The following is a 14,655-nucleotide window of genomic DNA, read 5'->3' as shown; positions in this document are numbered from 1 at the left end:
ATTTGTTGACTGACCACAAATATCTACTTAGCTTATCCTTTAGACCTTGCTTAGAGATCAAATGTGAAGTCATGGGCTCAAAATGTGCCACAAGCCACACTTCAAAAGTAATATTTGAAAACCGATCGTAAAGTTTTCCTTTACCGCCTTACTAAACATTGCTTTTAACTCTTCTACAGTAATTTCATCTTTATCAAAAACAACAAAAACATCAGTCTGTTTATCGCGACTAAGTTTAGGATCATTTTGTAGCAGTCGCTTAGCCTTATCGATCCATGTTCTGCCACTATTATTCAAAATGAGTGTTCTTATCTTCACATTGGATAGGCGCAATTTTTGACGTAAAAAATCAAAATATTTCTGCTCAGTTTCACCCTCTACTAAAATATAAACTTTGCGTTTTTCTTTTCTACCTTTCTTATTTCTCGCCATCTTATTCCCCCAAAACTTCTAGTAAAGCTGAATGATTAATGATCTGTGTAGCACCAAACCTTCCTTCCAAATAACGTTTTTTGTAGCCAAAATCTCCACGACTCAAAGATATGTCATCAAAATCGTAAATCGAAAAGAGCTCGGTTTCGCCATACTCATTTTTTTCAGCAAACCAGATTTGATCTTGACGTAACTTGTGATCCATCAATGAAAGCTCATGAGTCGTCAAGATAAATTGATTTAGTTGCTTTTCATGAGTAAAAACATCCAATAAAGCCTCAGCTAATTCAAGATGAAAAGAGCGATCAAACTCATCGATCAACAGTACTTTACCTGCATTTTCATTACGCAAAATATATAATGCTAAAAACATAAACGCTTTAGTTCCCGTGCTTTCATTGTCAAAATGCACTTGAAAATCTTTATCTTTGGAGTGATGTGTAGTATATACGTCATATATCGTTGCATAAGTCTCTTCATTTTTGGGCATGAACATCTCCCCATTAAAGTCGATCTGAACTTTAGGGGTTAAAACCCTGCGCTCTTTAACCTCAACATCAATAATATTAAAATCCGCTGCTTTGAGAAATTTCAAAAATTTATTTTTAAAGTTTGACTCCGATAATGCTTTAAATAAAACATTTGGTACTTGATCTGAATTAACAAAGACCAGATCTTCTAAAAACCAAGTATAGGCCAACTTAGCTTCATTCACATTGTTTTCTTGTGCAAAGAACAGTAAATTTTGATTTTTTCTAATATTTTTTTGCAATCCTCCAAGTTGCTTAGGCAAAGTAATAAATTCTTTTCCCCGACGTTCAAAAATAACACTATTATTTACTTTTAATTTTTCAAACTGAAATTTTGCTTGATCATAGACTAGTTCATACTCGAAATATTTCCGCCCTTTGATAAATGAAACAGATAATTTGGTATCATCAGAATTATAGCCAAATGTGTTCGTCGGTAATGCCTCATTTTCACTCGTGGTCGGTGTTAAAACTAAGAAGCGAAGCATTCTCAGAGCATCTAACAAATTCGTTTTCCCATTAGCATTTCCACCAAATAAAATTGCTAATTTTAATAACTTTATTTTATCAAATGTCAAAATATTATTTTTATATTTTCGAAGATACTTCCCCTTCTCCATGGAAAATTCATTAGTATCTTTGAAAGATTTAAAATTAGTGACTCTAAAATCAACTAACATATTGCCACCACCTTTTTAGTTGTAACAATTATAACGTTTTTTCGTTTTTTTATAAACAATATACTCTTTTCACAGCCAAATTCCATTTCACTGAACTATTACAACTAGATCTTATCATCCATCCACGCTACCAGATCACGCATCACTTCATTTTTATTCAACTCATTTAAGATCTCATGTCGGGCATCAGGATATAACTTTAGCGTTACGTCTGTAAAAGCTTCATGTCGCAAGATCTTATAAAAATGCGTCACGCCTTTACCAAAGTCTCCAACTGGATCTTTTGCTCCTGAGATCAAAAGTAATGGTAAGCTACGAGGGATCTTTTTGATCCACTTACGACTCGCTGCAAGATTTGAAAAAGTGAATAACGCACGATACATATTCAATGTCGGTGTAAATTGATGATGCTTGTGCGCTAAATACTTATCTACTTCTGTTTTGTCACGCGATAACCAATCAGCGCTCGTCTTATTTGGAGCAAACATACGATTGAACATCCCTGTACTCATCTGTTCCAAAAATTTACTGCGATACTTTTCACCATGGGGCACTCGCAAGATCTTTGTTAATCCGATCGCAGTCCAAGTCTGTACCCGTGGTTGCTGACCTGTTCCCATGATGATCGCTGCGTCAACGTCTCGGCCATACTTAGCCAAATATAAGCGTGTGATAAATGATCCCATCGAATGTCCTAGGATAATGTAGGGAATATCGGGATATTTTTTACTAACTTCCCTTTGCAAAGTATGCACGTCTGTGATCAGATCTTGCCAATTTTTGGGGAAAGCCCCGTAGTCCTCGGGATCTTTGACCGTCTCGCCATGTCCAACATGATCATGCCCGACCACAAGATAACCCGCATTATTTGCAAAACGGGCAAACTCATCATAGCGTTCGATGTATTCGACCATCCCGTGAACGATCTGTAAAACTGCCTTAGGCTTTACGACCTGCCACATGACCGCATAATTGGCGCGTTCTCCAAAATTCCAAGTTTTCTTTTCTGTCATTTTCTACCCCATTACAAGAAATATAATTAAATTTATTTATCTAAGTTCAGAATAGCATAGTTTTACAGATAAGTTCAGTAAAGACAACTAAAAAACAGGAATAAACAGCTCGTCTATTCCTGCAAAAATTATCATTTCAATTTTTCTCTATATTTAAAGACTATCCCAGCCTCCACTAACAGGCTAAGCATCGCTAAGTTAAAAGCCATTTTGATCCCAAAACTTTCAGTGATCCAACTCATGATAAAGAGTAAGATTGAAAAGCTGATCACAGAGATCATCTCAAAAACTGCATCAACATCTACTAATTGATCTTTTGTAACACTTTCTTGGATCAAAACAGCTTCTGGGATCTCTTTTAACTGAGATACACTACCAAACAATAGTGAACCAAGCAAAAAGACAGCTGAATGTGGTACTTTTAAGATCAAAAAAAGCATTACGATCGCTAAAATCAGCGACATCACTATACTAAAAACTTTATGTTTATTGATCTTTTTAGAAAACTTGAATACTACTAAGCCTCCAATAACGATCCCAAGTGAATAGGTCATATTAGCATAACCCCAATACTCTTCAGTTTCATGTAAGATCTCAGTCACAAAAACTAAAATGATGGATGAGACCCAAAGTGTATCGGAAAAAATTTCTAAAAGCAAGGTCCCAAGCAAGATCTTCAAAACTGTACGCTGATACAATAATCTCCCCCCTTTAAAAAGGGTCTGACATGTAGTTTCTGAGCTGTCTTTTATAACAACTACTCTAGGCAAACGACTCGTAAGAAAAGTAGCCAATGCAAAAAAACATAACGTGACCAGTAAAGCACCATGTATCCCTAAACTAGCAAATAAGGCCCCACCAACGCCCCAACCAATGACTGCAACACTTTCACTGCAAACTGTCAGGACTGAATCACCACGAGCGAAGTCGGTCTCATAGTGTGTCATAAGTGTAACTGTTATCGGCTGTTCAAATCCGTCCAAAAGTGAGATCAAAGTTACCACCAGATAAATAAAAAGCAATGGTAGTCTGGGCCAAAAATACAGCGAAACTGTCAAAAATGCTAATGAAAACGTCTTTGCTGCTTGCGTATAAAAAATGATCTTATTTAACGGTAGATATTTGCTCACTAAAGGAACTAAAAATGTCGTGGCAAATGAAGCACCACCCATCAAGATCGGAACAAGTGAAGTCGATACGAGCGAATCTGAGATAAGATAGATATTAGCGATGATGAGGACTCTGAAAGAAAGATCAGCCAAATTAGCTACAAGCTGCGAAAGCGCCAATAACTTAAATGCTTTTGTCATAAAAATCCCCTACTTTTGCTATTGATCGCTAGTTTTCCCCAATAATTTTTAACACATTAGCTTGATCCTCCTAATATCTGCAATAATTTCTTTAAAAATAACACACTACCGCCCAAAATAAAAGAATAAGTTTTTTAGCTAGATAATTCTAAAAAATAAAAAGGACATACTCAAAAAGTACATCCGATCTACTTATAAGCGATCTAAATATTCACCGTATCCCTCAGCTGTCATCTTATCAGCTGGGATAAAACGCAAAGCAGCGGAATTGATACAATAACGCATTCCCCCAGCCTCTTTAGGACCATCAGAAAAAACATGTCCTAAGTGTGAATCAGCTTGACTGCTTTTGACCTCAGTCCGACTCATAAAATGCGAATAGTCAGCTTTAGTGGTCAAGTTTTCTTTAGCGATCGGTCTTGTAAAGGCTGGCCAACCACACCCTGAATCATATTTATCCTTGGAAGAAAATAAAGGTTGACCACTTACAACATCGACATAGATCCCTTTCTCAAAAAAATCATCATATTTTCCCGTAAAGGCGCGTTCAGTCGCAGCGTTTTGGGGCACTTCATAAGCAAGGTCCCCAATTTTTTGGCGAAGTTTGGCTTTATCCATGAGAAACCACCTCTCTAGTGTTGGGCTTTTTTCATCAAGAAAAGAAAATACGGGGCCCCGATAACTGAGACCACGATCCCTGTCGGCAAAGTATTTCCGATCAAAAATGTCCGTGTCAGCGTATCAGCCACTAAAAGTATCAGTGCCCCTAACAGCATAGTTGCTGGGATCCGAACCCGATGCCCAGCCGGAACGAATAGCTGACTCATATGGCCCGCTAAAAGTCCAATAAACACAATATTTCCTGCTATGATCACAGTTAATGATACCAATAAACTAGTTAAAAACAAAAGATCACGCCTAGCTTTATGTAGATCTAAACCTAAAGCTAGACTCGACTCTTCGGCTAAAGTCAAAAGGTCAAAGATCCGACTGCGATAATAGATCAGTCCCCACAAGATCAATAATAAAGGAGCTAAACTCAAGCTTGTCCAATTATCGCCCATGATCTTGCCAGATAACCAATCGATCATATAGGTCAACTTAGCTTGTTCAACGTGACCGACCACGGGTAAGATACTAGTCGATAAGATCGCTGAGAGCGTCACACCTGTAATGATAAATTTGATCGGGTCAAGTGTACTTTGCTGTTTCTTGGCTAATTGATAGATCGACCAACTGACAAGCAAACCACCAATAACAGAAACTAGCGGTAAGCTCTGTGACATATAAGATCCTTGGGGCAAATACCGTAACGAAAAAGCGATCAACAGACCTGCGCCCGCGTTGATCCCTAATGTTCCCGAATCTGCCAGCGGATTTTGCGTTAGTGTTTGTAATAATAAACCACTTAGACCAAGCGAAGCACCCGCTAGCAGACACGCTAAAACACGCGGCATTCGCAATTCAAAGACAACAAAATTTTGCGCTGGAGTAGCTTGCCCGGTCATAACATCCCATAGTTCAATAAGATCAAGCTTAGCATTTCCCAGTGCCAACGATAACACGACACTAATGATGAATAAACTTCCCGTAATAAGGAAAAATCTCTTTTTAGTCATAAAATTCCCCCTTGTGGATCATCCACAAAAAATACGGTAAGCAAGTCACACTGACAACTGAGATCAAGGGGGTCTCATATGGTGGCGCAATAAAACGACTGAGTAGATCAGCCCAGATCATAAAAGTCGCCCCTAATAAAGCTGTTAGCGGTAAGATCTTTTGATAGACCGGACCAGTCCACTGTTTAACAACGTGAGGAATGATCAGTCCCACTAAAAATAAGCTCCCAACTAAGGCAACAGCTGCACCAGATAAGATCAAGACTAGCCCTAGGAAAAATACCATAAAGCGCGTGGTTTTTTGACCTAAGGCGACTGAAAAAGTCTGGCCTAGACTAAGGATCGTTAGCTGTTTGGCCAAAATAAAGGCTAACATCAACCCCACCAAAATAAACGGTGCAATGACTTTTAACATCGCCCAATTGACGCCCACTAAGCCTCCAGCTTGCCAACCAATGATCGTTGGTGAAAGTTTAAAATACGTGACTAGCCCTTGCCCTAGAGCGGTAAATAATGCCGAGACCATGGCACCAGCTAACAAGAGATACAATGGGGAAAATCCGATCCGGGCTTGATACGATAAAGCTAACACTAAAAAGGCAGCAATTGTGGCCCCAAGCAAACAAAGTAACAAGATCATACTGTAATGTAAACTCTTAAAAAACAGATAGCCCAATGCTAGTGCTAGACCAGCTCCGGCGTTGATCCCTAAGAGTCCTGGATCAGCGATCGCATTTCTCATCAAACCTTGCATGATCGCTCCTGCCGTTGCCATGGCCGCTCCCACTAGTCCAGCTGCTAAAACGCGTGGCAAACGCAGATCGAGCAAAACATCTTGGATGGCTGTTTCTTTAAAGGGATGCAAGAATGTCGTCAGTAGTTCTTGTTGACTGTATGAAATAGCACCAAAGCGTAGACCACAGTAAAGCCCAAGCAAGAAAAGTAGCGAAATAATGGTGAGCTGAGCGACAAACTTTTTGTTGCTAAAAGACATCTTATTCCCCTATTCCATTGCTTTTAGGCCATTTTCGAGCGTCTTTAATTCATATTCCAAACTCAATGGATCATTGAAATAAAAAGCATTCGCATTGACTTTTAAGATATGACCTTGTTGGACCGCTGGGATCGAACGCCAAACATCACTTTCATAAAGTGAAGCGCCTGTCCTTTCATCTTCAGCAGCAACGATCGCATAATCACCAATGTATTTTGGTAAAACTTCCTGAGATACTTCTAAATATCCGGCTTTAAATACATCGTCAACGACTTTTTGCGGTGCTTTAAAGCCCAGTGCTTGATAGATCACTTCACCACCACGGCCCCAATTATTGCCAAAAAGATCAATATCTTTTTCATAAAGACCGATCACTGTAAATGTCGCATTTTCACCCAATCTAGCTTTGAGTTCTTTTCCTACTTTAGCTGTTTTTTCATTCCAGTTCTTGATCCAATCTTTAGCTTGCTTTTCTTGATCGAATACTTTGCCAAAACTAGTCAAAATATTTAGATAATCTTGCTTGCCATAATCGATTGCGATCGTTGGGGCGATCTTTGCTAATTTATCAACATTTTTATCACTTGAGTCGATCACGATCAGATCTGGTTTTAAATTCACTAAGGCTTCTTGATCCTCACTGGATAAGACCTTGGCTTGGCTGACCTTATCTTTTAACACGGGATTTTTAGCATCATAGGGTGTCACAGCTACTGGTTTGTAGCCTAATTTAAGCAAATAACCAGTGTAAGTCGACGAAAGGCTTGCGATCTTTTTAGGACGTTCTGGGATCGCACCATAGTAGTGGAAGCCTTCGATCTTAGGCTTGCTAGATAATTTTTCATTTTGGGTCGTGTTAGCCTTACCACAAGCGACTAACAGTAGGCAGGTCAAACATAAACTAAATAAGACAAATGCTTTTTTCATAAAAATCTCCTTTTATTTACATAACTGATAATTCAATAAGAGTGGTCGTCCACTGGTTGGATCTTGGATCAATTGAGCATCTATCCTAAAGACCTCACGCAAGACTTCGGGCGTCATTACTGCAGATACCGCATCTTGCTTGACGATCTTTCCTGCACGCATTGCGACTAATTCATCTGAAAAACGAGCTGCTAAGTTGAGGTCATGCAAGACCATGATGATCGTCTTATTTTCTTCTTGCTTTAGCTTTTGCAAGATCTCCATGATCTCAAGCTGATGATTCATGTCAAGGTAAGTCGTTGGTTCGTCAAGAACGATAATATCAGTATCTTGGACTAGAGTCATTGCGATAAAGACCCGTTGCCGCTGTCCACCTGACAATTCTTCGACCAAATTATCTTTTAGATGCTTAGTTGCGGTAAGCTCTAATGCCTGATCGATCTTTTGTTTATCACTTGCAGTCAAACGCCCAAAGCCTTTTTGATAAGGATAACGACCATAAGACACTAGATCATAGACTTTTGTCGCTGTCGTTAATTTAGGTGACTGCGGTAAAAAAGCAATTCTTCTAGCGATCTCTTTTGTATCCAAACTCAAAAGTGGTCTGCCAGCAAGCGTAACTTCCCCTTGTGCGACCGGCCATAAACGTGTCAAAGCCTTTAACAAAGTTGATTTCCCACATCCATTAGCGCCAATGATCGTGGTGATCTTATCTGTTTTAAACGTCACGGATAGATCAGTAATTATCTTTTTTGCTTGATATGCAACCGTTATTTTATTTGCTCTAAGCTCGATCACATACACCCCCTTAGGCTTAGTATGTTGTAACAAGTACAATTATATCATAAAATTTAAATATCACCCCAAGAAAAGTAAGCGCTTTTAAAGATAACTAAAAAGAAGATGCTTATTACAGCATCCCCTTTCTTGATCACATTTTATAGATAGTTGGTTCGATGTATTCCTTCAATTCTTTGCCGATCGATCTGCCCGCCAAATAATATACCAAAAGATAAATCGGCAAAAACAGTCCTATCGTGTACAATAACGGCTGTCCTAATCTACTATACCAATTAGTAGTCAGTGAATCAGTTATCAGATAACTGGCACCTAAGATCCCAAATACTCCATTTACCAAACCTAAGATCAACGGTGGGAAAAATAACCACGCATTTTCAACGGCTACGACATGTCGGATCTCTTTTATTTGATAACCTAACTTAGCTAAAGTATCATATTCTTCACTTAAGGACAATTCTTCGATCCGCGCAGTAAAGTATAAGATCGTGCTGATCGTTACAAAAAATAGGATCGAGATCATTGAGATCATCAAAAATGTCGGACTATTGGCATTGGTGATCAATTTATTCCGCTCATAAGAACTAAAGTATGCGACCTTAGTCTTTTTAAATGCTTGCACTAATTTTTCATTATCACGCATGTTTTTTCCGTCAAATGACACGATCGCATAACTAGCATTGGGATATTTTTGCGCTAACTCATTAAATTTTGCATCGCTGACGATCACCGTTACAACACTGTTAGCAAATGCAAAAGGATTTTGATTGGTCGCTTTTTTCACTTGGAGCGTCTGAGAGCCATCTTTGAGTGTAAAACTTTCATTTACCGGAGCTAAACTGGCGTAATAATTGACCAATACAGCCTCATTTAACGCTAATTTTTTCAATTGTTCTCGATGCTGTAATGCCATCAACTCATTGTAATTGCTCAAAGAGATCACATCGATATGATCACTTGTATTTCGCTTGGAAAAATACCACTTATCTTTTAATTTGAGCTGTAGTAGTTTAGAATCAACAGCTTTAAGGGCAAACTTTTGTTCAAAACTTTTGATCTCACTTGTACTCAAAGGACGTTTCTTAGCTATTTTAGTTTCTAATGTGGTTGGGACGATCCGTTTAGTCGCTTCATATGGATATGACAGTGTTAAAAAGGTAACACCTAAGACCATGACCGAGCCAGCCTCATTGTAAGAAATTTTACTTATTAATTGTATATTAGACAGGACCAGTATATTCAGCTTCGCCATCTTTTTCGAACTTTCTGACCCAAGAATCGACTTGCGAGTAGAAGACTTTAATACTTATCGATCGTCTTTTGATAGTCTTTATTAGCTACCAAAAATAGTCAGCTTCGTCGTAGTAGTACTCATCTTCATCATCTGGATAGCTACTATCAAATTCTCTCATAAGTGCCTTGATCAATTCTTCTCTTAACTGATTTTCATCTAAATTATTAACATGAGCTATAACTTCTTCAAGCTTTTCCTTTCGGAACATTAAATAATCAGCTTCCCATTCCTGATGACGTTTTTCTTCTTCAAGCCGTTCTTCTTCCCACTCAGCAAGAACAGCTTTTGCCTGTTCAGAAAAATGGAAAAAATATAAAGCGACCATATGCTTACAAATTACTCTTCGTCCTGCCGCAAATGGACAAGTACAGGTCGACTTTCGAGGATGATTGATATCTATGACAACATCATAAATATTGTCCTGAGAACCACTAACCTTCCCCTGATAAACACCATCTCCTATCTTTTCACCATTTAAAACTGCCTTACTTTTATAATAGCCAAGACCTCTATTAAAAGAGGCATTGCTAGCCAGATGAACCAATTTTATGTCGTCCCAAATACTCATACTCACGTGACCTCCTTATTCTCTTTTTTTCCGTTCCAATACCGTTACCGTTTCAACATGTGCTGTTTGTGGGAACTGATCGACTGGCAAGATAGGTTGGGTGACATCATATCCAAGTTCCATGAAACTTTGCAGATCACGAACTAAAGTTGCCGGATTGCAGCTGACATAAACGATTTTTTTAGGTTGCATCTTAGCTGCACTTTCGATCAAACTTTGCGTCAAACCTTTACGTGGCGGATCGACCATGATCACATCTGGCTTGATCCCTTGTTCTTGCCAAGTTGCCATCCAGTCCTCGGCATTACCAACTTCAAATTCTAAATTATCTAAATTATTTAAAGCTGCATTTTTCTTAGCATCCGCGATCGCTGCTTCGACGATCTCGACCCCATATACTTTTTTAGCATGCTTGGCCATGGACAGTGAGATCGTCCCGATCCCACAATAAGCATCGATCACCGTTTCATTTCCCGTCAAGCCAGCCCGCTTGATCGCCTCTTGGTAAAGTTTTTCAGTCTGAGTTGGGTTGACTTGATAAAATGATCTCGCTGAGATCTCAAATTTAAGCCCATTCAACTGATCGGTGATATATTCTTTGCCCGCTAAAACCTGAGTCTTGTCACCTAAGATCACATTGGTCTGCTTGGAATTGATATTTTGTTGCAAACTCACCACATCAGGACAAGCAGCCATGATCTCATTTACGATCGCTTCTTTATTTGGCAGCTTATTAGTCCGCGTCACCAAGACGACCATCACTTCTTTAGAATAATGTCCACGCCGTACCATGATATGCCGTAAGATCCCACTGTGTGTAGCTTCATCATAAGCTGTCACTTGATTTTTTTGTAAGATCGCCAACACTTTTTGGATCACTTCATCGATCCGTTTATCTTGGATCAAGAAATCCGTTAGCGGCAAGAAATTATGACTGCCTCGCTTGAAAAAGCCAGCTGTCAGTTTTCCATTAATTTCACGGACTGGTACTTGAGCCTTGTTACGATAGGCATATGGTTCTGCCATCCCCAAAGTTTGTTCGACTGCTAGGTCAGCTAGATGCGCCTTTTGCAACAGATCACTGACTAGTTTTTGTTTGAATTTCAATTGAGCTGGATAAGCTAAGTGTTGTAAAGGTGCGATCCCCGTTTGTGAATAAGCTTTGCCTTTCCCCGTGACCCGATCAGGACTGGTCGTTAAGCGTTCGATAACTTTAGCATAACCAAAATTTTTGCCGACCTTTAACACATGGAGTTTTACTTTTTCACCAGGCAAAGCATCATCACAAAAAAGTGAATATCCTTCGACTTTAGCGACACCCATTCCTTGGTAAGTCAGATCCACGATCGTCGCTTCTAATTTTTGATTTTTAACTACAGGTAATTTCCGTTTCATTACTTATCCTCGTTTACTTTGATTTTAATTGCCACTATCTATTCTACCAAGTCCTAGCTGACAAAAAAAGTCGCCTAGCCTCTTAGCGCTAATTTTAGCAGGCGTAAAAGTTGTTTTTGCTCAGTCAGATCTAACTTAGCTAAAGCATCAGCGTGGGCTTTTTCTAATTTAGGTGTGATCTGTTCATAGATCTGACGCCCATTTTCTGTCACAAATAATTGCTTTGCTTTACCTACTTGTTTTCTTTTGATCAGATCCAGTCTTTCCATCTTTGTGATGATCTGGGTGATATTTCCCTTAGTGACGACCAAGGTAGTAGCTAACTCCTTTTGAGTACACCCAGTATAGTTATATACATAATTTAAGATATCGTATTGTGCGTTAGTTATGCCAACTTGTTGTAAAACTGCTGCACTGTTAGCTAGTAGTTGGCGCTGAAGTTGGCTAACTCGCATAAAGATCAAACTCTCGCGATTCATATTATCACCCCTTACAATTAGTAAATTTATATATAAACTATATTTTTGTCAACTATCATTGCAAAAAAAGAGTGGCGTACCACTCTTAAGGCTTATCATGTTTTTGATGCCACGCCTTGATCTGTTCTAGGCGTTGCTTGAAACGGATCTCGTTTCCTTGCTCAGTTGGCAGATAATAAGTATGCCCCACTAAATTATCCGGCATCGTTTGCATTGTAGTCAGTTTGTCCTTGGTAAAATGGGCTAACTCATAACCTTTGCCATAGCCTAATTCTTTCATCAACTTGGTCGTCCCATTTCTGATCTGCAGTGGCACCGGTTCATTTAAAGTCTGTTTGACATCTTTAGCAACTCTGGTAGTCGCTTTATAAACAGCATTAGATTTAGGTGCCAAAGATAGATAGATCACTGCTTGGGTCAAATGCACATTACATTCAGGCATTCCGATAAATTGACACGTTTGAAAAACATTAACAACTAGATTCAAGGCATTGTTATCAGCTAAACCGATATCTTCACTGGCAAAACGCAACAAGCGCCGGGCAATATATAACGGATCTTCGCCACCGGCTAGCATCCGATTCAACCAATAGATCGCTGCATCAACATCGCTATTACGCATGGATTTATGCAAAGCTGAGATCAAGTCATAATGGTCTTCACCGTTCTTATCATATTTGAGTGTCTTTTCCCCTAAAACTTGACTCAACAGATCATCACTTAGTTCTAAAGTTCCATCTTGGCTGACATTTCCATTATCAACTAGCATCTCTAATGTATTTAAGGCATTTCGCGCATCCCCGTCACTAAAGAGCGCGATCTGCTCTAATAACGTCTTTGAAGCAGTGAGCTCTTTTTCAAAGCCTACTCGACAAGCACGGTCCAACAGCTCAACTAATTGTTCTTTCGTCAGTTGCTTTAAGACAAAGACTTTCAACCTGGATAAAAGCGCTGAATTGATCTCAAAAGATGGATTCTCTGTCGTTGCCCCGATCAAAACAATACTCCCATTCTCCACAAACGGTAAAAAAGCATCTTGTTGCGCCTTATTGAAACGATGGATCTCATCTACGAAAACGATCGTCTTTTGGCCATAAGCAGTATTAGCTTCGGCTTCTTGCATGATCTTTTTGATCTCTTTGATCCCACTTGTGACCGCACTAAATGAGATAAAACCTGCTTTAGTCTGCTTAGCGATAACTTGAGCCAACGTCGTCTTTCCCACACCGGGTGGGCCCCACAAGATCATCGAAGTTACTCGATCTTGAGTGATCAATTCCTTTAAGATCTTACCTGGTCCTAATAAATGCGTCTGCCCGAAAACTTGCTCTAAATTCTCTGGTCGTAAACGACTGGCTAGCGGTTCATTTACTTGGTCCTCAAAGATCGATCCTTGTTGCATGCCCTCACCTCCGTTTATCTGTCGTTTCCATTTTATCATACCGAACATTAGTTTGTAAAAAACAAAACTAATGTACTTGCTCTAACAAAAAAGCAGCCAGTTACCTTGAAGTGAACTATAAGGCAAGCTAAATTTAACTAAAAAACTCGTTGCTCCAAATCAAAACAACGAGTTCTTAGCTACTTATCTAATTTGATATTGTCAGATTCATCAAGTTCTTGAACACCATCAACAAAGTTTTTCTTGGCTTCGTCCATACCTTCATCTTCTTTGACTTCTGTGATCGCCCGCTTTGGGATCGCTTGGGTATTGGCAAAGATCTCAATATGGCGCTTCAAGTTCTTGAATTTCATCGGCGCATCCCCACCGTATTCACCATCAATATTGATCATCATTTTTTCATCGACTGGCTTAGCGACCAATTTAGAGGTTTTAACATAGAGGATATTAGCGTCATTGATGTGTTTACCACCGTTTAAGACCATTGTGATCAAGCGCATCATTTCTAATAGATTACTCGTCTTGACCACGATCAAGGTAAATTTTCCATCATCTAAACTGGCGTCAGGTACGATCTGTTCAAAGCCCCCGACTGAATTAGTCAAAGCTAAGAAAAACATTGATGCTTTACCGTCATAAACACCATCATCATATTCAAGGTGCATATTGATCGGTTTGACCCGGGGCAATAACTCAGCCCCCTTAACCAGGTAAGCCAAGTAGCCAAAAAGGGTCTTGAATTCAGATGGCACTGCATATGTCAATTCACTCAAGAGACCACCGGCTGCAATATTGACAAAATATTTGTCATTAGCTCGCCCGATATCCATCTTGACCGTTTTACCATTGGCGATGACTTTAGCCGCTTCGATCGGACTTTCCCGCGGTATCTTTAAAGCCCGCGCATAGTCATTGGTCGTACCGGCGGGAATGATCCCCAACTTTGGCCGGTGTTTTAGAGGGGCGATCCCATTAACGACTTCATTGATCGTGCCATCACCACCAGCTGCAATGATCAAGTTAAAGCCTGCTTGAGCTGCCCGTTTAGCTTCATTTTGAGCAGAATTAGGCTCAGGCGTCGTTGCAAAGGCACTCGTTTCATAACCAGCACGTTCTAAAATATTTAAGATCTCAACTAGATCATTTTTTAAAGCTTCACGTCCAGATGTCGGATTATAAATAATTCGGCAACGCTTTTGCATAATTATTCCCTC

Annotated in this window: 15 protein-coding genes; all 15 read right to left on the bottom strand. The window is 39.4% G+C overall.

What is annotated here, in order from left to right:
• Positions 1-69 precede the first annotated feature (69 nt).
• Positions 70-432, bottom strand: a complete 363-nt coding sequence (locus tag CPS94_RS01130; RefSeq protein WP_112195666.1) for an RloB domain-containing protein — start codon at positions 430-432, stop codon at positions 70-72.
• A gap of 1 nt (position 433) precedes the next feature.
• Positions 434-1,642 carry an AAA family ATPase gene (locus CPS94_RS01125; RefSeq protein WP_112195668.1) on the bottom strand — a complete coding sequence of 403 codons (1,209 nt, stop codon included), beginning with the start codon at positions 1,640-1,642 and terminating at the stop codon, positions 434-436.
• A 104-nt stretch (positions 1,643-1,746) separates the two neighbouring features.
• Positions 1,747-2,655, bottom strand: a complete 909-nt coding sequence (locus tag CPS94_RS01120; protein ID WP_112195670.1) for an alpha/beta fold hydrolase — start codon at positions 2,653-2,655, stop codon at positions 1,747-1,749.
• Between the two features lie 131 nt (positions 2,656-2,786).
• A complete protein-coding gene (locus CPS94_RS01115) occupies positions 2,787-3,965 on the bottom strand; it encodes an MFS transporter (protein ID WP_112195672.1) in 1,179 nt (392 codons plus the stop codon).
• A gap of 192 nt (positions 3,966-4,157) precedes the next feature.
• A complete protein-coding gene (gene msrB / locus CPS94_RS01110) occupies positions 4,158-4,583 on the bottom strand; it encodes a peptide-methionine (R)-S-oxide reductase MsrB (protein ID WP_112195674.1) in 426 nt (141 codons plus the stop codon).
• 14 nt (positions 4,584-4,597) lie between these two features.
• Positions 4,598-5,584: an iron ABC transporter permease gene (locus CPS94_RS01105; protein WP_112195676.1), complete on the bottom strand. Its 987-nt coding sequence runs from the start codon at positions 5,582-5,584 to the stop codon at positions 4,598-4,600.
• Complete coding sequence (locus CPS94_RS01100) at positions 5,577-6,578, bottom strand: FecCD family ABC transporter permease (RefSeq protein WP_112286316.1); 1,002 nt, start codon at positions 6,576-6,578, stop codon at positions 5,577-5,579. Before CPS94_RS01100 ends, CPS94_RS01105 begins: the two co-directional genes overlap by 8 nt.
• Before the next feature lie 9 nt (positions 6,579-6,587).
• Positions 6,588-7,505: an ABC transporter substrate-binding protein gene (locus CPS94_RS01095; RefSeq protein WP_112286315.1), complete on the bottom strand. Its 918-nt coding sequence runs from the start codon at positions 7,503-7,505 to the stop codon at positions 6,588-6,590.
• Between the two features lie 12 nt (positions 7,506-7,517).
• The gene (locus tag CPS94_RS01090) at positions 7,518-8,303 is read right to left on the bottom strand and encodes an ABC transporter ATP-binding protein (RefSeq protein ID WP_112195682.1); all 786 of its coding nucleotides are present in this window, start codon (positions 8,301-8,303) and stop codon (positions 7,518-7,520) included.
• 133 nt (positions 8,304-8,436) lie between these two features.
• On the bottom strand, positions 8,437-9,477 hold the full coding sequence (locus tag CPS94_RS01085) for an ABC transporter permease family protein (protein ID WP_112195684.1): 1,041 nt from the start codon (positions 9,475-9,477) through the stop codon (positions 8,437-8,439).
• A 163-nt stretch (positions 9,478-9,640) separates the two neighbouring features.
• Positions 9,641-10,165, bottom strand: a complete 525-nt coding sequence (locus tag CPS94_RS01080) for an SWIM zinc finger family protein (RefSeq protein WP_112195686.1) — start codon at positions 10,163-10,165, stop codon at positions 9,641-9,643.
• A gap of 15 nt (positions 10,166-10,180) precedes the next feature.
• Positions 10,181-11,560: a 23S rRNA (uracil(1939)-C(5))-methyltransferase RlmD gene (rlmD, locus tag CPS94_RS01075; protein WP_112195688.1), complete on the bottom strand. Its 1,380-nt coding sequence runs from the start codon at positions 11,558-11,560 to the stop codon at positions 10,181-10,183.
• Positions 11,561-11,634: 74 nt separating this feature from the next.
• Positions 11,635-12,039, bottom strand: coding sequence for a MarR family winged helix-turn-helix transcriptional regulator (locus tag CPS94_RS01070; RefSeq protein ID WP_112195690.1), 405 nt, complete (start codon positions 12,037-12,039; stop codon positions 11,635-11,637).
• An 85-nt stretch (positions 12,040-12,124) separates the two neighbouring features.
• On the bottom strand, positions 12,125-13,441 hold the full coding sequence (locus CPS94_RS01065) for a replication-associated recombination protein A (RefSeq protein ID WP_112195692.1): 1,317 nt from the start codon (positions 13,439-13,441) through the stop codon (positions 12,125-12,127).
• Positions 13,442-13,620: 179 nt separating this feature from the next.
• The gene (locus tag CPS94_RS01060; protein ID WP_004049397.1) at positions 13,621-14,643 is read right to left on the bottom strand and encodes a diacylglycerol kinase; all 1,023 of its coding nucleotides are present in this window, start codon (positions 14,641-14,643) and stop codon (positions 13,621-13,623) included.
• Positions 14,644-14,655: the final 12 nt, after the last annotated feature.

Origin of the sequence: Ligilactobacillus murinus, from assembly GCF_003288115.1 — a bacterium.
Classification (GTDB): domain Bacteria; phylum Bacillota; class Bacilli; order Lactobacillales; family Lactobacillaceae; genus Ligilactobacillus; species Ligilactobacillus murinus.
Note: the sequence above shows the minus strand (reverse complement) of the source record. Positions and strands in the feature narration are given on the sequence as shown.

Coding starts and splice junctions, on each gene's coding strand:
- CPS94_RS01130 (WP_112195666.1), bottom strand. CDS start 432: ATGGCGAGAAATAAGAAAGGTAGAAAAGAAAAACGCAAAGTTTATATT.
- CPS94_RS01125 (WP_112195668.1), bottom strand. CDS start 1,642: ATGTTAGTTGATTTTAGAGTCACTAATTTTAAATCTTTCAAAGATACT.
- CPS94_RS01120 (WP_112195670.1), bottom strand. CDS start 2,655: ATGACAGAAAAGAAAACTTGGAATTTTGGAGAACGCGCCAATTATGCG.
- CPS94_RS01115 (WP_112195672.1), bottom strand. CDS start 3,965: ATGACAAAAGCATTTAAGTTATTGGCGCTTTCGCAGCTTGTAGCTAAT.
- msrB (WP_112195674.1), bottom strand. CDS start 4,583: ATGGATAAAGCCAAACTTCGCCAAAAAATTGGGGACCTTGCTTATGAA.
- CPS94_RS01105 (WP_112195676.1), bottom strand. CDS start 5,584: ATGACTAAAAAGAGATTTTTCCTTATTACGGGAAGTTTATTCATCATT.
- CPS94_RS01100 (WP_112286316.1), bottom strand. CDS start 6,578: ATGTCTTTTAGCAACAAAAAGTTTGTCGCTCAGCTCACCATTATTTCG.
- CPS94_RS01095 (WP_112286315.1), bottom strand. CDS start 7,505: ATGAAAAAAGCATTTGTCTTATTTAGTTTATGTTTGACCTGCCTACTG.
- CPS94_RS01085 (WP_112195684.1), bottom strand. CDS start 9,477: ATGGTCTTAGGTGTTACCTTTTTAACACTGTCATATCCATATGAAGCG.
- CPS94_RS01080 (WP_112195686.1), bottom strand. CDS start 10,165: ATGAGTATTTGGGACGACATAAAATTGGTTCATCTGGCTAGCAATGCC.
- rlmD (WP_112195688.1), bottom strand. CDS start 11,560: ATGAAACGGAAATTACCTGTAGTTAAAAATCAAAAATTAGAAGCGACG.
- CPS94_RS01070 (WP_112195690.1), bottom strand. CDS start 12,039: ATGAATCGCGAGAGTTTGATCTTTATGCGAGTTAGCCAACTTCAGCGC.
- CPS94_RS01065 (WP_112195692.1), bottom strand. CDS start 13,441: ATGCAACAAGGATCGATCTTTGAGGACCAAGTAAATGAACCGCTAGCC.
- CPS94_RS01060 (WP_004049397.1), bottom strand. CDS start 14,643: ATGCAAAAGCGTTGCCGAATTATTTATAATCCGACATCTGGACGTGAA.